At 64.2% G+C, this 18,151-nt stretch carries 16 protein-coding genes and 1 tRNA gene; 9 read left to right on the forward strand and 8 right to left on the reverse strand.

What is annotated here, in order from left to right; all coding sequences use genetic code 11:
• Positions 1-127: 127 nt before the first annotated feature.
• Both C3E99_RS05585 and C3E99_RS05590 read left to right on the forward strand, forming a co-directional pair.
• Positions 128-2,455: a TonB-dependent receptor gene (locus C3E99_RS05585; RefSeq protein ID WP_158682138.1), complete on the forward strand. Its 2,328-nt coding sequence runs from the start codon at positions 128-130 to the stop codon at positions 2,453-2,455.
• 100 nt (positions 2,456-2,555) lie between these two features.
• Positions 2,556-3,206, forward strand: coding sequence for a TetR/AcrR family transcriptional regulator (locus tag C3E99_RS05590; RefSeq protein WP_104959518.1), 651 nt, complete (start codon positions 2,556-2,558; stop codon positions 3,204-3,206).
• Here the strand turns inward: C3E99_RS05590 and C3E99_RS05595 are convergent.
• From C3E99_RS05595 to C3E99_RS05625, 7 genes are all read right to left on the reverse strand, one after another.
• Positions 3,176-4,744 (reverse strand): AMP-binding protein, encoded by a 1,569-nt coding sequence (locus tag C3E99_RS05595; protein WP_104959519.1) that lies wholly within the window; start codon positions 4,742-4,744, stop codon positions 3,176-3,178. The two genes, C3E99_RS05590 and C3E99_RS05595, sit on opposite strands and share 31 nt — an antisense overlap.
• Positions 4,745-4,754: 10 nt before the next feature.
• A complete protein-coding gene (locus C3E99_RS05600) occupies positions 4,755-5,921 on the reverse strand; it encodes an acyl-CoA dehydrogenase family protein (RefSeq protein ID WP_104959520.1) in 1,167 nt (388 codons plus the stop codon).
• A 76-nt stretch (positions 5,922-5,997) separates the two neighbouring features.
• A complete protein-coding gene (locus tag C3E99_RS05605; protein WP_199775069.1) occupies positions 5,998-6,879 on the reverse strand; it encodes an SDR family NAD(P)-dependent oxidoreductase in 882 nt (293 codons plus the stop codon).
• Entirely contained in the window at positions 6,876-7,562 is a 687-nt protein-coding gene (locus C3E99_RS05610) for a 2-oxo acid dehydrogenase subunit E2 (protein ID WP_104959522.1), read from the reverse strand. The genes C3E99_RS05605 and C3E99_RS05610 overlap by 4 nt, the downstream gene beginning before the upstream one ends.
• A gap of 1 nt (position 7,563) precedes the next feature.
• A complete protein-coding gene (locus C3E99_RS05615) occupies positions 7,564-7,803 on the reverse strand; it encodes a biotin/lipoyl-containing protein (RefSeq protein WP_158682140.1) in 240 nt (79 codons plus the stop codon).
• 2 nt (positions 7,804-7,805) lie between these two features.
• Positions 7,806-8,822 carry an alpha-ketoacid dehydrogenase subunit beta gene (locus C3E99_RS05620; RefSeq protein ID WP_104959524.1) on the reverse strand — a complete coding sequence of 339 codons (1,017 nt, stop codon included), beginning with the start codon at positions 8,820-8,822 and terminating at the stop codon, positions 7,806-7,808.
• Positions 8,819-9,787, reverse strand: a complete 969-nt coding sequence (locus C3E99_RS05625; RefSeq protein ID WP_158682142.1) for a thiamine pyrophosphate-dependent dehydrogenase E1 component subunit alpha — start codon at positions 9,785-9,787, stop codon at positions 8,819-8,821. The genes C3E99_RS05620 and C3E99_RS05625 overlap by 4 nt, the downstream gene beginning before the upstream one ends.
• A 214-nt stretch (positions 9,788-10,001) precedes the next feature.
• Here C3E99_RS05625 and C3E99_RS05630 point away from each other — a divergent pair, with 214 nt between their 5' ends.
• The 4 genes from C3E99_RS05630 to C3E99_RS05645 all read left to right on the forward strand — a co-directional run bounded on the left by C3E99_RS05630 (position 10,002) and on the right by C3E99_RS05645 (position 14,641).
• Positions 10,002-11,480 (forward strand): acyl-CoA dehydrogenase family protein, encoded by a 1,479-nt coding sequence (locus C3E99_RS05630; RefSeq protein ID WP_158682144.1) that lies wholly within the window; start codon positions 10,002-10,004, stop codon positions 11,478-11,480.
• Entirely contained in the window at positions 11,477-11,932 is a 456-nt protein-coding gene (locus C3E99_RS05635; protein ID WP_104959527.1) for a MaoC family dehydratase, read from the forward strand. The genes C3E99_RS05630 and C3E99_RS05635 overlap by 4 nt, the downstream gene beginning before the upstream one ends.
• 151 nt (positions 11,933-12,083) lie before the next feature.
• Positions 12,084-13,325: an acetyl-CoA hydrolase/transferase family protein gene (locus tag C3E99_RS05640; protein WP_104959528.1), complete on the forward strand. Its 1,242-nt coding sequence runs from the start codon at positions 12,084-12,086 to the stop codon at positions 13,323-13,325.
• The gene (locus tag C3E99_RS05645) at positions 13,322-14,641 is read left to right on the forward strand and encodes an MFS transporter (protein WP_104959529.1); all 1,320 of its coding nucleotides are present in this window, start codon (positions 13,322-13,324) and stop codon (positions 14,639-14,641) included. Before C3E99_RS05640 ends, C3E99_RS05645 begins: the two co-directional genes overlap by 4 nt.
• A gap of 181 nt (positions 14,642-14,822) precedes the next feature.
• Here C3E99_RS05645 and C3E99_RS05650 read toward each other — a convergent pair.
• Positions 14,823-14,899 (reverse strand) — tRNA-Pro (locus C3E99_RS05650).
• A gap of 266 nt (positions 14,900-15,165) precedes the next feature.
• On the opposite strand from C3E99_RS05650, the gene yajC reads away from it, so the two are divergent.
• From yajC to secF, 3 genes are read left to right on the forward strand one after another with little or no spacing between them, the layout of a single operon-like run.
• The gene (gene yajC, locus C3E99_RS05655; protein WP_067105717.1) at positions 15,166-15,495 is read left to right on the forward strand and encodes a preprotein translocase subunit YajC; all 330 of its coding nucleotides are present in this window, start codon (positions 15,166-15,168) and stop codon (positions 15,493-15,495) included.
• A 49-nt stretch (positions 15,496-15,544) separates the two neighbouring features.
• The gene (gene secD / locus C3E99_RS05660) at positions 15,545-17,158 is read left to right on the forward strand and encodes a protein translocase subunit SecD (protein WP_076075822.1); all 1,614 of its coding nucleotides are present in this window, start codon (positions 15,545-15,547) and stop codon (positions 17,156-17,158) included.
• Positions 17,159-17,170: 12 nt separating this feature from the next.
• The gene (gene secF / locus C3E99_RS05665; RefSeq protein ID WP_076075819.1) at positions 17,171-18,151 is read left to right on the forward strand and encodes a protein translocase subunit SecF; all 981 of its coding nucleotides are present in this window, start codon (positions 17,171-17,173) and stop codon (positions 18,149-18,151) included.

An 18,151-nucleotide genomic window follows, 5' to 3' on the forward strand; every position in this document is an offset into this window, starting at 1 on the left:
TATGACGCAGGAATGTCCGTCAACCCCTCTTGACAGGGGTAGCTTAAAATACATACTACTGAGTAGGTCATAAAAATTGATCCTGAAGATAATGGGGTCCGGAAATCAATTGTGGGAGGAAATTTACATGCAGAAGCATCTCATACCATCGCTCCTGGCTCTGTCGGCGGGGCTGATTTCGGTGCCTGCGGTCGCGCAGGATTCCGCGGCGGACGCATCCTCTCCGGCTGCTCAGCGCGATCGATCGGGCAACCAGCTCCAGGACATCGTCGTTACGGCCCAGAAGCGTGAGGTCGGCCTGCAACGGTCGGCGATCGCAGTGAGCGCCCTGGGTGGCGAGACGCTCGCGGAAGACCGGATTCTGAGCTTTGAGGACGTCGCCAAACGAACGACGTCGCTGTCTTTCACCGCGATCTCCGGCCTCGACCAGGAATTCAACATTCGCGGCATCACAAACACCCGGCTCGATTCGCCGTCGGCCGACCAGTCAATCGGCATTTTCATCGACGATGTTTACGTCGGGCGCCCCGGGCTGTTCAATTTCGACCTTTATGACGTCGAACGCGTCGAGGTGGTGCGCGGCCCGCAAGGCGTGCTGCTTGGCAGAAATGTGGTGGGCGGTGCGATCAACATCATCACCGCCAGCCCCAGCTTCACGCCGTCCGGCAGCTTCAGCATATCCTATGGCAATCTGGACGACCTGCTGGTTCGCGGGCATGTGACCGGGGGCCTGTCCGATACCGTCGCGGCGCGGTTCTCGTTTCAGACTCATCGCAACAGCGGTTATTCACGCGACCTCCTCAACAATCGGAACCTCGATGATGTCCGCAGCCTCCAGGCTCGCGGACAATTGCTGTTCGAACCGCAGGATTCAGACTTTCGGGCACGCCTGATCGTTGACGTGACCCACGACGAATCGAACGGAATCGCGCAGATCGCTATCGACGGGCCCGATGCGGGCCGTGGACCGTGGAGCGCGGCACGGGAGCAAATCGGGGCTCTGCGCGGCAGGCCGCTCACGATCCGTGAGGCGTTGCCGCAGCATCCGATCTTCGCGGGCGATGCGGCCGCCACGCCCCAGGGCATGGTGCGCGACGCCATCGGCGTCAATGCGCAGATCAGCAAGGGCCTCGGCGACATCGCCACGATCGAAGCGGTGATCGGCTACCGGGACGGCAAGGCCAACAGCCAATATGACCAGACCGGTCTCGGACCCATCAACGGATATGGCGTTATTTCGCCCACGCTGTTCACCACGCCGGTCGGCGAAAGCGAAGATGCGCGCCAGTTCTCCCAGGAACTGCGGATCGTTTCCAAGCCGGTGGATGTCGGTTTCGACTGGATTGTGGGCGCCTATCATCAGCGCGACAATGTCACCAAGATCGACCATTTCTGGGGCGAAGTGCCGATGGTGGCGCTCGATCAGCTTTCCGGCGAATCGCTCTGGCATAACCATGCGATCAGCGAGACCTGGGCGGCGTTCGGCCAACTTGGCTATCGTTTCTCGCCTTCGTTGCGCGCGGTCGCGGGCCTTCGCTATTCGCACGACAAGAAGCGGGGAAGGGTGGCCGGAACGGCGGTCGAGACGGGTGACCGCTTCAATCCCGGCGGAACGGTGCCCCTGTCGCCGCTCGGGGTCGGGCTGGCTACTGGAGAATCCTTCGATGCCGACTATAGCGACAGCTGGAGCAAGCTGACGCCCCAGTTCACGCTGGAGTTCACGCCGACGCCCCGTTTCCTCGTCTATGCGACCTATTCTGCCGGCTACAAGGGCGGTGGATTTGAAGATACGCCTGCAAACGCCATCGCCGCGCGCATCAGCTACGATCCTGAAACCGTCCAGAATTACGAGCTTGGCGCCAAATGGGATTTTCTCGACCGACGCGCTCGCCTCAACGTCGCGCTGTTCCAGATGGATTACCGCGACCTTCAGGTGACGCAGACCGACAGCAATTGCCTTTGCAGCGTGACCGACAACGCGGCCGATGCGCGTATTCGGGGAATCGAGCTTGAGGCTCAGCTGATCCCGATCACCGGATTGCAGCTGTTCGGCAGCCTGACGGTGCTCGATACGAAATATATCGATTTCACCGACTCGCTCGGCAACGACAACACCGGAAAATTCCTGCAGCGCACTCCCAAATCGCAATATAATGTTGGATTCCAGTATGACCTGCCGGTCGGCGCGAACGGGGATGAAATCAGCCTGCGCGCCAACTATACGCACAAGGGCAAATCCTACTGGTTCCCGACCAATGCCCAATATGAGAAGCCTTACGGCCTTCTCGACGCGCGCATCTCCTTCAAGTCTGCGGATGGATGGACGGCGGCCCTGTGGGGCCGGAACCTCACGAACGAGGCCTATCGCGTCAACGTCAACTATGCGCTGAACGACGAAGTGTCGCGCTTTGCCGCCCCGCGCACCTATGGCGCGGAAATCTCGTTCCAATTCTGAAGCGGGCAGGCTGGTCTTGTGGTCAGCCTGCTCGACAAGACTTTGCGGGATGGAGTAGCGCTCGCTAGATAAGCATGAGGGGGAACCGAAGCTGACTGACATGACAGAACCCAAGCCGTCCGGAAAACGCGTTGCGACCAGAGCACGGCCGAACAGGAATGAAGAGGGACGGCAGGAGATTCTGGTCGCCGCCACCGACGCCTTCATGCGCCTTGGATATGCGCGGGCATCGATTGACGAAATCGCCGATCAGATGGGTGCGACGAAGGGCCGCGTCTATCATTATTATCGCAGCAAGGCGGATATCCTCATGGACATCCATCGCCATGTGCTGGAGATGATGTTCGACGCCGTCCAGGCCGAACGCGATGCAGCCGGTAACCCGGTCGAAGCGCTTCGCGCGATGGCGCGGCGCCACGCATTGATCGTGATGGAGAATCTCGCCTTCACGCGCGTCACGCTGTTGTCCACGACCGATTTGTTCGTGAACGAGAAGCAGCAGGATTTCGTAAGCGATATCGCGAAGATCAGGCGCAATTACGAAATGCTGTTCGTCGCCACGCTGGAACGCGGGATGGAAACCGGCGTGTTTCGCCAGACCGACGCAAAGCTGCTGGCCAAGCCGCTGCTGGGGTCGCTCAACTGGACCACGATGTGGTACATTGATCGTGAGCAGACGACCGATGAGGGGCGCGCCAAAATCGCCGACATCATCGTGGATTATATTCTGGAAGGCGTCACGGCGAGATAGCCGGCCGCGACATCCCGCAAAATGTCCTTGCGAACCTTTGTGGCGTTCGCACTGACGGTGACCGGGATGTCGAAATCCATCACGATACGCTCGGGTACCTTGTAGCGTGCGAGTGTGGAGGCGACGAACGACCGCAGATCGGCTTCCGCGACATCGGCGCCCGGACGAAGACGCGCGAAGGCCACCGCGACATCGCCTTCGTTCGGCCGCTTCGCGCCGACGACATGGGCCTCGTCGACCGCTGGGTGAAGGCAAAGGGCGGCCTCGATTTCGGACGGGTCGACCAATGTGCCGCGCAGGCGCAGGGCGTCTCCCATCCTGGCGATGAAATGAAAGCCGTCGCTAGCGCGCTCGCCGAGATCGCCCGTGCGAAACCAGCCGTCTTGCGTGAATGCCGCACGGGACGCGTCGCAGTCGTCAAAATAGCCCTGGGTCACGGTGGGCCCCGCCAACTGGATTTCTCCTTGCCCGCCGATCCGGGCCGGCTCGCCCGAATCCGGGTCGACGACACGAAATCTGGTCGCGCTGTCGAGCAATGGTCCGCCAGCCAGTTCGCGAAGCGCGCGGGGGGCTTCGGGGCCGCAGCCCGCCACGAAGGCCAGCGCTTCGGAGGATCCATAGGCTTGGGCGGCCCGCAGACCGGGACCGCAACGCTCCACGGCATCGATGACGTCCGCGGGCGATCGCCCGGTGAAGGCGCCGAAATAGCAGCTGCGCCAGGATCGCAGGGGTAACGCCGACGGGGCGAGGGCGTCGATGATGGCAAGGATGAGGTTGTCGCCGCCGTGCACATGGGCCACGGCGAGGCGTTCTATCGTCTTCCCGGCCTTTTCCGCGTCGAAGACGGGCATGAGCACCGCGGTTCCGCCCGCCATGAGCGTGGCGAGGGTAATGCCCAGGCCCCAGATCCCGCATAGAGGCAGCGCACAAAGGACGAGATCGCCTCCTTCGATGTCGAACCGGCGGCCTGCGGCGGAAAAGCGTATGGCAAGCGCGGACTGGCGGTGGACGGCGAATTTGGGCTGTCCCGTGGAACCGCTCGTTGCAAGCAGGTTGATGGGGGCGTCGGCGGTCAGGCGCCGGGCGGTCCCCTTGGCGAAGTCGGCGTGTGGCGGCGCGGCACCGGTCAAGGGCAGCTTCAGAACCGGCGCATGCGGACCATCCCCAGCCGCTTCGGCCAGAATTCCGTCGAAATCGACGTCGCAGAAGTCCATCGGGCGGATGATCAACGCTGGTCGCGTTCGACGAAGCAGATGACCGATTTCTGTCGCGCGCCACCGCGTATTGATCGGGACGACGACCACTCCGCTATAGGCCGCGGCCAGCTCGATTGCCGGCCATGCGGCAATATTCGGAAGCCACAGCGCGACCCGATCGCCCTGTTCGAGTCCCCTGGCGGCAAATAGCGCGGCCCAGCAGCGCGCCGCTTCGATCAACGTGCCGTAGCGGACGGGCTCGTCGCCTGTGTCGTGCGTGACGATGAGGGCCACGCGCTCGGAATCTTGTTGCTCGATGCGGTCAAACAGCCCTTCGCGCACGCCTGCCTCCTCAATAGGATCGCGGCAAGCCGACCACTTGCTGGGCGATATAGTTCAGCGCCATTTCCTGGCTGATGGGCGCGATACGCATCAGACGCGCTTCACGGAAATATCGCTCCACGTCATATTCCGCGGCATAGCCCAGACCTCCAAGCGTCTGGACGGCCCGGTCGGCGGCGTAAAAGGCCGCATCGGCGCAAAGGAGCTTTGCCATATTGGCTTCGGCTCCGCACGACTCTCCGCGATCATAAAGCCATGCCGCCTTGCGCGCCAGCAGTTCGGCGGCCTGCAAGTTCGCATGGGCCTGGGCTAGCGGGTGCTGGATGGCCTGGTTGGCGCCGATCGGCCTGTTGAAGACGACGCGCTCATTGGCATAGCGGACAGCGCGGCGCAGCGCCGCGTAACCGATGCCGAGAGATTCATGCGCGAGCAGGATCCGCTCGGGATTGAGCCCGTCGAGAAGATAGCGGAACCCTTCTCCCTCTTTCCCGATGCGGGCCGACGCAGGTACTTCGAGATCGTCGATAAAGACTTCGGTCGAGGCCACGGCATTGCGGCCCATTTTTTCGATCGGCCGGATCGAAATCTTCGAACGGTCGATATCGATCAGGAACAGCGTGATGCCATCGGTGGGCTTCGCGCATTCTTCTCGTGGTTTCGTCCGGGTGACGAGGATCATCTTTTCGGAATCGAGGGCCTTGGTGATCCAGATCTTGCGGCCGTTGATGACATAGCCGTTGTCCGTTCGCCGGGCGAAGGTCCGGATGCGTGTGGTGTCCGTGCCGGCATCGGCCTCGGTCACGGCGAAACAGACATGGCATTCGCCGCTCGCAACGCGGGGAAGGAGCGAGCGCCGCAACTCCTCAGAGCCATGTTTGGCCACGACATTGACGCCAAAGATGCTCAGATGCATGGGGCTGCAGCCATTCATGGCTGCGCCGGAGGCCGCGACTTCCTGCAGCAGGATCGCGGCTTCCGTGATGCCGAGGCCGCTGCCGCCATAGGCTTCCGGAATCGCAATTCCGAGCCAGCCTTTCTCGGCAAAGGCATTGTAGAAATCCCAGGGGAACTCGTGTTTCTCGTCGCGCTCGCGCCAATAGGCATCATCGAATGTTCCGGCGAGCGCTCGTACCGCCGACTGCACTTCTTTCTGGGTATCGCTAAGCTCAAAATTCATGGTCAATCCGCCTGTCGCTGTTCAAAAAGGTCGGTCCGGACGGCCGCGGCCGCATGCGGGAAGGGGATGGCTGTCGCTATCCGACGAACATCCGGTGCAACGTATCGGGATCGAGCGGGGCGCCGGGACGCAGGCCGTCGCTCGAGACGACCTTGTCCCACACCGCCTCCAGGCTGTCGCCGCCAGTGATCCGCGCGCCCGGAGAGACGGCTATATGAGCCGACGCGAACCAGTCGCCTCCCGCGACGATGATGGCTCCGCTGGTCTCGAGGTCGTCCGACGCCAGCTTCAAAACGGCGGGCGTCACCTTGTCCGGCGACAGGTTCGCGGCCAATTCGGGCGAAAGGAGATGCTCCGACATCGGAGTCGTCGCAATGGGCGCCAGGCTGTTGACGAGAATCCCGTAGCGCCTGCCTTCGATCGCGAGGACGTTCGCGAGCCCGATAATGCCCATCTTCGCCGCCGCATAGGATGCCTGGGAGAAATTGCCCCACAAGCCGGAGGGGGACGTCACGAGTATCAGCCGCCCGTGACGCTGTTCGATCATCTTCGGCCAGGCGGCCCGGCACAGATGGTGCGTGCCATGAAGGTGGACGTCGATCACGTCGTCCCACTGGCTTGCGGTGGATTTCGCATAGCTTTGATTGCGCTCGATCCCCGCATTGGAAACGAGGATGTCGATCCGCCCGAAAGCCTCTGTTGCCGCATCGACGATGGCTTGTCCCCCGGCGGCGGTGGCGACGCTGTCGGTGTTGGCGACAGCCTCGCCGCCTTTGTTGCAAATCTCCTTAGCCACCAGATGCGCCGTCGACGCGGGTCCCGTATCGGTTTCCGCGCGGCCGATGTCGTTGACCACGACGCGCGCGCCCGCGCGCGCCAGACCAATCGCGTAGCTGCGTCCCAGACCCTGTCCGGCGCCGGTTACCACCGCGACGCGTCCCGCAAGATGTCCCATCATTCGGCCGCTCCCGTCAAAAGCCCGCGCAGCGAAGCGAGATAACGCGCCGCCGTAAGGCCATCGACCATGCGATGATCACACGCGAGTGTCAGATACATCGTCGGCCGCGCGACGACGGCGCCATCGATCACGAAGGGACGCTGCGCCAGAGAGCCGACGAACAGCAAGGCGCTTTGGCGCTGGTTGATGGTGGGGAAGCCCGTATCGATGCCATAAGCGCCGAGATTCGAAATCGTCATCACGGCGCCTTCGAATTGATCGGGTGCCAGCCGCCGCGCGGCTGCGGCCGCTCGCAATTCGACGATCCGGGCGGATATTTCGGGCAATGTGAGGTCGTTCGCGTCCCGCAGGACGGGAGTCATCAACCCATGGTCGGTGGCGACCGCGACGGCGACTGAAATCGTGTCGGGCCTTTCGATCTTGCCGTTGGCGAATATGCCGTTGAGGGCCGGCTCCTCGACCAGCGCCGCTATGGCGGCATGGACGACGATATCGTTGATCGAGATGCGCGGCGCGACGGGATCGTCCGCAAGCCGCGCGCGTTCCGCCGCGAGGCGTGCCTGCATCGGGGCGGCATCGATCAGGATGATTTCGGCAAAATGCGGTATCTCCGACCAGCTTCGCGCCATCGCGCCCGCCATGGCCTTGGGTACGCCCGCCAGCGTTTCGAGCGTGGTGCCCATGTTAGTCCACCTCGTCGGCGCGTGCGATCACCGTTCCCACTTCGACGACATCCCCGTCGGACACCAGTATCTCGCGCAATATACCCGCCCGTGTCGCCTCGACTTCGGTCAGCGCCTTCTCGGTCTCGCATTCATAGAGCGGGTCTCCCACCTCGAATCGCTCGCCGACGGTTCTGAACCAGGCCGTCACCGTGCCTTCTTCCATGGTTTGGCCGAGCTTGGTCAGTTTGATGTCGAACATGTTCATCCCTTTATCCGAGAGGCGCCCAGCACGGTTTCGACTGCATCGACCACCGCCGCGACGGGCGGAGTCAGCAAGCCTTCTAGATCGAGATTCTGTGGCACATAGGTATCGACTCCGCCCACGCGCACGGGGGCGGCGTGAAGCGACGCAAAGCAGTTTTCCACGACCTTGGCGACCAGTTCGCCCGCCAGGCCGCCCGTGACCGGCCCCTCGTGCACGACGACGAGGCGTCCGGTGCGTTTCACCGATGCCAGGATGGCGTCCAGATCCAAAGGACGAATACCCCGCGGATCGATCACTTCGCAGGAAATGCCCCGATCGTTCAGCAGCCCGGCCGCTTCGAGCGCGATGGTGGCCATGCGCGACCAGGCAACGATGGTCACGGCATCGCCCTTGCGCAGCGTCGCGGCAACGCCGAGCGGCACGATATAATCGCCATCGGGCACCGGACCGCGTCGATTGTAGAGGGACTTGTTTTCGAGAAACAGCACGGGGTCGTCGTCCCGGATCGCCGCCTTCAGCATTCCCTTCGCATCGGCGGGCGTCGCCGGCATCGCGACCTTCAGGCCGAAGCTGTGCCAGAAATATTGTGCCAGCGATTGGGAATGTTCGGGACCAAGTCCCCCGACGACGCCCTCGGGCGCGCGAATGACGAGCGGCACGGTTTGCTTGCCGCCATGCATGTAGCGCCACTTTGCGGCCTTGTTGACGATTTCGTCCATCGCGATCAGGGCGAAATCCGCATATTGCAGTTCCACGATCGGGCGCGCCCCGGCGAGCGCTGCGCCCACGCCGCCGCCGACGATGAAGGCTTCGGAAATCGGCGTATCGAAGACGCGATCGGTTCCGAACATGTCGGACAATCCCTTCGAGACGCCGAACACGCCTCCGAATGGGCCGGCGTCTTGCCCCATCATGAAAACGCGCTCGTCGCGCTGCATCTCCTCGATCAGCGCCTCGCGCAGCGCCGCGCGGTAGCTCAGCGTACGCACGCCATTGGCCGGCTCTTCGCTCATGCGGCGCCTCCCGCGCTCAACAGTCCTTCGAAAATTCGCTCGGGCCCGGGCTTGGCGGCCGATAGCGCATGCTCGACAGCGCGTTCCATCGCCTCTGCCTCCTCGGCCCGGATCTGGTCGAGACGATGCTGTTCCACACCTCTTTCGAGAAGCCTCTGCGCCGCGATCGCCTGAGGATCGCGCGTTTTCATCGCTTCCAACTCCGCTTTGTCGCGGTAAGTCTGGGGATCGCCTTCATAATGCCCGCGAAAGCGGAGGGTTTTCGCCTCGATCAACGTGGGGCCATCGCCGGCCCGTGCGCGGCCCACCGCTTCCTCCACGGCATCATGCACCGCCTCTACATCCTGTCCGTCGACGATTTTGCTTGGCATTCCATATGCCAGCGCCCGGTCCGCCACATTTTCGACGGATGTCGCGTCCCGATGCGCGACCGAGACCGAATAACCGTTGTTCTCGCAAAGCCATACCATCGGCAGCTTCCAAAGCGCTGCGGCATTGGCCGCTTCATGGAAGGTCCCCCGATTTGCGGACCCCTCGCCGAAAATGTGGACGGAGACCCGGTCGTCGCCAAGCTTGCGAGCCCCAAGGGCCGCACCCGCCGAGAGAACGAAGCCGCCGCCGAGCGTCCCGCTCGATCCCATCAGGCCAAGCGAGGGGTCGACGGCGTGCACGATGCCCGCCCCGAGGCCGCCCGTCGCGCCGTCCACCCTGCCGAGGAAATCCCCCAGCAGCGGCCCGACCTGCATGCCCTTCGCAAGCAGCTGGGTTACGCCGCGGTGGCTGTAGAACAGCATGTCGTCCGGCCGCAGCGCAGCGCATGTTCCAGTGCCGATCGCTTCCTGCCCGCGTCCCGAATGCAGCAAGATGCGAGCCGTGCCATCCTCGATGAGGCGAAGCACGGCGCGCTCGAGCAATATCGAACGCTCCATGATCCGATAGGCATGCAAGAGCCGTTCGTCAGACATTTGGGCCAAGCGTTCTACTCCCTTTGCTGCCGGCATTCGCGCCGCGAATGTCGCTGTCACGATGCCCGACCAAGCCCCGCATCGCTATTGACCTACTGAGTAGTATGTGTAGATATCCACTGTCAAGCGGCAGGGCGTTCCGGTCTCGTCGCGCCCGAAGCCAAATGAGGTGAAACCCATGAATTCCACTGCGCGAACAGGTGCTTCCGCTTATATGGACGATCAAGCCCTTATCGATCGGGTCGATCGGCTGTGTCGCGACACGCTTGTGCCTATCGTGCGTTCATGGCCCGAACACGACCGCACCTGTCGCCCGCTGATCGAAGCGCTGGCGAGGGAAAATCTGTTCGGACTGGCCCTCCCGGAGGCCTATGGCGGTGCCGGCCAGCTCGACCGCTATTCGCATCTGTTGTGCCTGCTGCGCGAACGCTTCGGCTATCATGAGCCGCTGATAGATACGCATTTTGCCATCCAGGGCCTTGGCACCAGCGCCATCCTTCGCATGGGCAGCGATGACCAGCATGCGCGCTATCTGCCGGGTCTGACGTCGGGCAGCATGCTCTTTTCCTTTGCGCTGACCGAACCTCACAGCGGATCCGACGTTCTCGGAATGAAGACCCGTGCCCGCCGGGACGGCGAGGACTGGATCATCAATGGCTCGAAGATGTTCATTTCCGGCGCACCCGACGCCGATGTCTATATCACCTTCGCCCGGACCGGCGGCGAAGAGGACCGGCGCGCGGTGACGGCCTTTCTCATCGAAAAGGATACTCCCGGTTTCACCGCGCGCGGCGATATCCACCTCCAGGCTCCGCACGCGATCGGCTACCTCGATTTTGACGAATGCAGGGTGTCCGACAGGCAACGGCTCGGGGAATCGGGCGACGGGCTTCGGGCTTCCCTCGGCACGCTGGAGATCTTCCGGCCGTCGGTTGGCGCGGCAACCGTCGGCATGGCGCGGCGCGCGCTGGATCTCGCGCTCGACGTGGCGAAAAGCCGCCAGGCCTTTGGCGCGCCTCTCGCGGCGCTGCCTGGCATCCGACTCAAGCTGGGGCGCATGGCGGCGCTCGTCGCCGGCGGGGCCGCCCTGGTCGCACGCGCCGCGCAGCTTCGCGATGCGGGTCAGCGCACGGTCGTCGAAGGCGCGATCGCCAAGGCTTTCGCGACCGAAGCCGCGCTCGAGGTGATCCACGATTCCCAGCAGATCCACGGCGGACGCGGCGTGATCGTGGGTCAGGAGATCGAGGCGCTCGTTCGCGCCGCCCGGCCCACGACGATTTATGAGGGGGCGTCCGAGGTGCAGCGATCGATCATCGGCCGTGCGGAAGCCAGGCGGGGCGAGGCGGGCGGCGCTCGCGGGCTGACCGCACCCCCGCCCGGAAAGCTCGGCGATCTGCTGGGGGCAGTACGGGCGAGCTATGAAGCCTGGCTTGCCAGTGCTGCGGGGGGGCAGTCGGACGATCCCGCCTTCCATGTTCGCCTGGCCGAGAGTGCGATGGCGATCGAAGCGGCGGAAACGGTCGCGGACGGCGATGCGCGCATGTGGCTGGCGCTGGCCGCGGCGCGGACGCTGGCGGGCGACATTCAGCGCACCGGCAGCCGGGTCTCGACCGCGACGCTTGGCGATGCCGCGGCTGGACTGGGTGCGTCGGAGGACGCGATCGCGCTGCGCCTTGCGGATTCGCTCCTGTGAGCGGCCTGTGGTTCGAGCAGTTCGAGGTCGGCCAGCGGTTCGAGCATCCGTGGCGGCGTAGCGTGACCGAATATGACAACATGCTCTTTTCGAATCTGACGCTGAATGTTCAGCCGCTGCATATCGACTTTGAATTCGCGAAGACGACCGAATTCGGAAGACCTCTTGTGAACTCGCTCTTCACGCTCGGTCTGATGATCGGGATGACCGTGAATGATACCACCCTCGGCACGACGGTCGCCAATCTCGGGATGTCCGACGTGCGCTTTCCCAAGCCGGTCTTTCACGGCGACACGATTCGCGTCGTCACGATCGTCAAGGACAAGCGGGAGAGTGGCTCGCGCCCCGATCAGGGCATCGTGACCTTCGTTCACGAGGCTTATAATCAGGCCGATGAACTGGTGGCCGTGTGTGAGCGGGCCGCGCTGATGCACCGTATGCCCGCGGCATGATCGCCCCCTCGCTCCATTTGCTCATCTCCGCGCCGGCGAACGGCCTCGATGTCATCGACAAGTTGGCGCGGAGGTCGGCCGATCGCTTCGTGATCGACGGGCCTGCGGTAAGGCAAGCCGAAGCTGTGCCGACCGGAGCGAGTGACCGGGGGTGAGGCGCGTCGCGCCTGGAGCGATTGATTTCGCGGCGCTCGTACGTCCGGGCGATACAGTCCTCTTTGCCGAATGCGCGTCCGAGCCCCGGTCCCTTGCGGAAGCCTTTCTGGCGCAGCGATACGCGCTGACGGACGTCTCGGTTTTCGTCGGCATGGGCCTTGCCGGCACGTTTCGGGCCGAGCATGCCGACGCCATCCGCTTTCGCAGCTATGGGGCGTTGGGCACGACGCGGCGGCTCGCGGACGCGGCGGTGCTGGACATCGTACCCGTTTCCATGGGGCGCATTCCGCGATTGCTCGCCGCGCGCCGCATGGTTTTCGATGTCGTGATGATCGCTTTGCCGCCGCCGCGACCGGACGGAAGATATTCGCTCGGGCTGACGGCTCTTTATTTGCGTGATGCCATTCGTCACGCGCGCGTGGTCATTGCAGAGGTCAGCAGCGCGCTGCCTACGCTGCACGGCATCTCCGTGGGGCCGGAGGATATCGACGTGATCGTTCCGACTGATCGCGCGCCGCCGGAACTCGCGGTACATCCGCCCGACGATGTCGCACGCAGGATCGCCGGCCATATTGCCCCTTACGTCGAGGATGGCGCGACCTTGCAACTGGGCGTCGGCAGCGTACCCGAAGCCTTGACCTACCTTATCGGGGATCGCCGCGACCTTGGCATTCACAGCGGCCTTTTGAGCAAGGGATTGGCGGGCCTGATCGAGCGCGGCGCGGCCACGGGCGCACGGAAAAGCCGCAAGCCCGGAATCGCGACGATCGGTTCGGTGATGGGCGATGCCGCCCTTTACAGGTTCGTGGAACGTAATGCCGCCATCGAACTGGCCGGTGTGGATGAAACGCACCTCGGGGCGATCGAACAAGACAATATGGTCGCGGTGAACGGTGCCTTGTCCGTCGATTTGCAGGGACAGGTGAATGGAGAGATGGCGGGATCACGCTTCGTCGGCGCGATCGGGGGACAGCCCGACTTCGCGCGGGCCGCGGCGCAAGCTCCTGGAGGACGCAGCATAATCGCGCTCAACGCGAGTCCCGGCGACGGGTCCGCAAGCGGGATCACGGCGCGGCCCCTCGCGCGCGTTTCCACGCCGCGCACCGACGTCGACGTCGTGGCGACGCAATTCGGTGCGACGGAACTGCAGGGATGCGATGAGGCCGAGCGGCGGCGGCGTCTGATCGCGATCGCCGATCCGCGGCACAGGGACGCATTGGAGCGCGGCATCATATGACGAAAGGCGACGGCGCACCCACTGCACCCCTTCCGCTCTATCCGCCCGGTCGAACGGCGTGGTGGACGGTCGCCGTGCTGTTTGCCGCCTATCTGATTTCCTTTGTCGATCGGGTGCTCATCGGGCTGCTCGTCGAACCGATCCAGGCGGACCTCGATCTCAGCGACACCGAATTCGCCTTGTTGCAGGGGGTGGCCTTCGCGCTCCTCTACACGCTGCTCGGCCTGCCTTTCGGATGGCTGGCGGATCGTTTCTCGCGCCCTATGCTCGTCGCCGCCGGCAGCGCCATCTGGTGCGCCTCCACGGTTGCGTGCGGATTTTCGCATAGCTTTGGGCAGCTTCTGGCGGCGCGCCTGGGCGTGGGCGCGGGAGAGGCTGCCTTGCCGCCTTCCGCCATCTCGCTGATTTCCGACTCCTTTCCGCCGGAGAAGCGTGCCCTGGCGATGAGTGTCTATACCGCGGCATCGAGCATGGGCGCAGGCGCGTCCCTGATTGTCGGGGGCCTGGTGGTCGCTCTAGTCGCATCGACCCCAAGCTTCGCCATGCCGTTCGTCGGCGACATCGCATCCTGGAAAGCTGTCTTCATCATCGTCGGAGCGGGCGGATTCATCGTCACGGCGGCGGCGCTGACGATGACCGAACCGCGCCGTGGATCCGGCGCTTCGCTCAAGCCGCAGGGCGGACCATCGCTCTACGCTCATCTGCGGCTGCACCGCCGGTCGCTGGGGCCGCTCCTGATGGCGATGACGCTCTATGCCGTTCTCGCCTATGGGCTTCTGGGCTGGATTCCCGCCTTCTTCATGCGGAGCTACGGCATGTCCCCGGGCGAGGTCGGTCTGCAATACGGGCTGGTGCTGTTGCTTTTCGGCGGCGCCGGCGGGCTGTTCGGTGCCTGGCTCGCCGGCAGGATTCCGGCGCGGTGGGGGACGCCCTCGCTGATCGCATGCGCCGGCGCTGCGGCGTTGGTCGCTCCGTTGATGGCGCTCGGCTTTGCCAGCAGCACTGCCTCGGCGGCCCTCGCGTGGCTGGCGGCGGGCCTGTTCGCCTATACCGTGCCTTCCGGCCTCGGCATCGCGGCTTTTCAGGCGGCTATTCCGCCTCATCAACGGGGCATGGCCGCGGCGCTCTATTATCTGCTTATCGGATTGATCGGCATGACGTTCGGGCCGCTTGGCGTGGCCTTGATGTCGGACCTGTTGTTCGGCGCGGATGGTTTGCGGTGGTCGCTTGCGGCGCTGGTGGCCCTCTGCGCGCCGGGCGCCGCCATATTATTCTACGTTTCGGCGCGGCAGGACATGCCTGTTTCCGGGGATTGATCCCCGTTGATGGCCTCCGGGATTCGGACGACAAGGGAGCGCTTACGAGCCTTCCCGAGCGGCCAGGTGTTCTGGATTGACCGCACCACCAGTGCACCACCAGCGGGTGGCGAATAGGCGCGAATCGAAGTCCAGCCGCCAAGCGGACTCGCATAAGCGATTGAATATAATCGAAGAAAATTGGTCGGGACGAGAGGATTCGAACCTCCGACCCCCACACCCCCAGTGTGATGCGCTACCAGGCTGCGCTACGTCCCGACCGGCCCGATTGGGCAGGCGAGGCCCCTAGCGCGGCTTGGCCGGCGATGCAAGGCTCTCCTGAGGAGAGCCGGAGGCGATATGCGACGGACGGATGGCGACCCTTGATCGGCGCTGTCCGGTCCCCATCTTGCCGCGGCCTGTCGCGGGGAGGGCTCAAGCCGCCGGTTGCGCGCGCCGCCCCTGCGTGATAGGCGCCGCGCCAGATTTCTATGCGCCGGCCCTTCCTGCGGGCGGCGGCGCTTTCGAACGGAAAGTTTTCATCCATGTCGACGACACTGCTTCTGACCCAGGCGGCCGGATCGGGGGGCGGGGCCGCCAGCCTGCTGATGCTGGCGCCCTATGTCCTGATCTTCGTTGTGTTCTGGTTCTTCCTGATCCGCCCGCAGCAGGTGCGGATGAAGGAACATCGCGCCAAGATCGCGGCGGTGAAGCCGCGCGACCAGGTCGTTACCGGCGGCGGCATCGTCGGCAAGGTGACGCGCGTCGACGATGATTTCGCCGATGTCGAAATCGCGCAGGGCGTGAAGATCAAGGTCGTCAAATCGACCCTGTCGGACGTTCTCCAGCCCGGCGGCAAGCCCGCCAACGACTGATGCGGCGGCGGCGACCGCCGCTTCCGCCCAGACCAACGGAATCCCAGTCATGCTCGATTTCCCGCGCTGGAAGACCCTCGGCATCAGCCTCATCCTGCTGGCCGGCATCCTCTTTTCCATTCCCAGCTTCCTGCCGACGAAGGCATTCGAAAGCCTTCCCGGCTTTGCCCAGATCAAGGTCAACCTCGGCCTCGACCTTGCGGGCGGCAGCCACCTTCTGCTCGAGGCCGACGTCGCCGACCTGCAGAAGACGCAGCTGGCCAACATGGAAAAGACGGTGCGTACCGCGATGCGCGGCGAACGCGGCGCCGACGACGACATCGCGATCGGCGAACTGTCGAATGCGGGCGGCAAGATCAGTTTCCTCGTCCGCGACCAGACGAAGCTCGATGCCGCGCGCGAGCGGCTGTTTGCCGAGACGCAGGGCGCCGGGCTGACCGGCCAGCGCGACTGGAACATCGACGTCGTCGACACGACGCGCATCGTGCTGACCCCGACCCGCGCCGGGCAGGCACAGGCGGTCAGCCGCGCGATGGATACCGCGCGCGACATCATCGACCGCCGCGTCAACGCGCTCGGCACGCGCGAGCCGACGATCATCCGCCAGGGTGACGACCGGGTCGTCGTCCAGGTGCCGGGGCTTCAGGACCCGAAGGCGCTGAAGGACCTGATCGGCAAGACCGCGCGGCTCGAATTCCGCATGGTCGACGCCAACGCCGACCCGAACGAGGCGATGCAGGGCCGCGTGCCGGTCGGCAGCGAGATCGTGCCTTATGCCAAGGGCGAAGGCGGCGGGGCGCCTTTCGAGGTGTTGAGCCGACAGGTGATGATCAGCGGCGAGCAGCTCATCGACGCGCGGCAAAGCTATGATCCGCAGTCGAACCAGCCTGTGGTGACGATCCGGTTCGACGCCGCGGGCTCGAGCACTTTCGCGCGCGTCACCGCGCAGAATGTCGGCAAGCGCTTCGCGATGGTACTCGACGGCCAGGTGCTTTCGGCGCCCTCGATCAACGAGCCGATCCTAGGCGGCAGCGCGCAGATTTCGGGCAGCTTCTCGGTCGCCAGCGCCAATGCGCTCGCCATCTCGCTGCGCTCGGGCGCGCTGCCGGTGAAGATGACGGTGGTCGAGGAACGGACGGTGACCCCCGAACTCGGCGCCGATTCGATCGAGAAGGGCGTGATCGCCGGGATCATCGCGACCGTCGCGGTGCTGGTGCTGATGCTCGTCGTCTATGGCCGCTTCGGCGTTTATGCGAACATCGCGCTGATCTTCAACGTCTTCCTGATTATCGCGACCATGGCGGCGTTCAACGCGACGCTGACCCTGCCGGGCATCGCGGGCTTCGTGCTGACCATCGGTGCCGCGGTCGATGCGAACGTGCTGATCAACGAGCGGCTTCGCGAGGAGTTGAAACGCGGACGCCGGCCGTTCCAGGCGGTGGAGCTGGGCTATACCGAGGCGAGCCGCGCGATCTTCGACGCCAACGTCACCAACGTCATCGCGGCGGCGCTGATGTTCTGGTTCGGGTCGGGCCCGATCAAGGGGTTCGCGGTGGTGCTGACCATCGGTATCGTGACCAGCGTCTTCACCGCCGTCACCGTTACGCGCATGTTCGTCGCGCACTGGCTTCGCGCCAAGCGCCCGACGGCGATCCATATCTGAGGGAGCTGAACGATGCGCCTGCTGAAACTCGTCCCCGACGATACGAACATCGACTTTCTGCGCTGGCGGAAGGTCGCCTCGACCATGAGCTTCCTGCTCGTGGTCATCTCGATCGCGCTCGTCGCGGTGCGCGGGTTGAACCTGGGCGTCGATTTCGTCGGCGGCCAGTCGGTCCGCGTCGATTTCGTGGGCACGATGCCGCCGATCGAAGAGATCCGGAGCGAGGTGGACAAGATCGGACTCGGCGAACCGACGATCCAGCAATTCGGTTCGGACAGCGCGGTGTCCATCCGCACGGGATTGCCCGAAGGCGACAAGGAAAGCGCCGATCGTGCCGGCGAGCAATTGGTCGCCGGGATTCACAAGGCTTTCCCCAACGCGAAAACGGGCGCGGTTGAAACCGTTTCGGGCAAGGTATCGGACGAACTGCTGCGAACCGGCGCGATCAGCCTGGCGCTCGCGGTGCTGGGCATCTCCATCTACATCTGGATCCGCTTCGAATGGCAGTTCGGCGTCGGGGCGCTCGGCCGCCTGTTCCACGAGGTGTCGCTGACCTTCGGCTTCTTTGCGGTGACGCAGTTGCAGTTCGATCTCAACAGCGTCGCGGCGCTGCTGACGATCGTCGGCTATTCGCTCAACGACACGATCGTCGTCTATGACCGGATTCGCGAGAATCTGAAGAAATACCGCAAGATGGAAATTATTCCGCTGCTCAACCTCAGCATCAACGAAACGCTGTCGCGCACGGTGATGACCAGCGTCGCGATGTTCCTGGCGCTGGGCGTGCTGCTCGTCTTCGGGCCGGACGTGATCTTCGGCTTCACCGCCGCGATGCTGCTCGGCGTGTTCGTCGGCACCTATTCGTCGGTGCTGATGTCGACGCCGGTGCTGGTCTGGCTGAAGGTCGGCCCGCACAGCTTCGTGCCGCGCACCTCGGCCGCGACCAGCGGCGCCGAGCGTGTCGCGCGCTCGGACGACGGCGCGGTGGTCTGA

The organism is Sphingopyxis sp. MG (assembly GCF_002953155.1).
GTDB lineage: Bacteria > Pseudomonadota > Alphaproteobacteria > Sphingomonadales > Sphingomonadaceae > Sphingopyxis > Sphingopyxis granuli.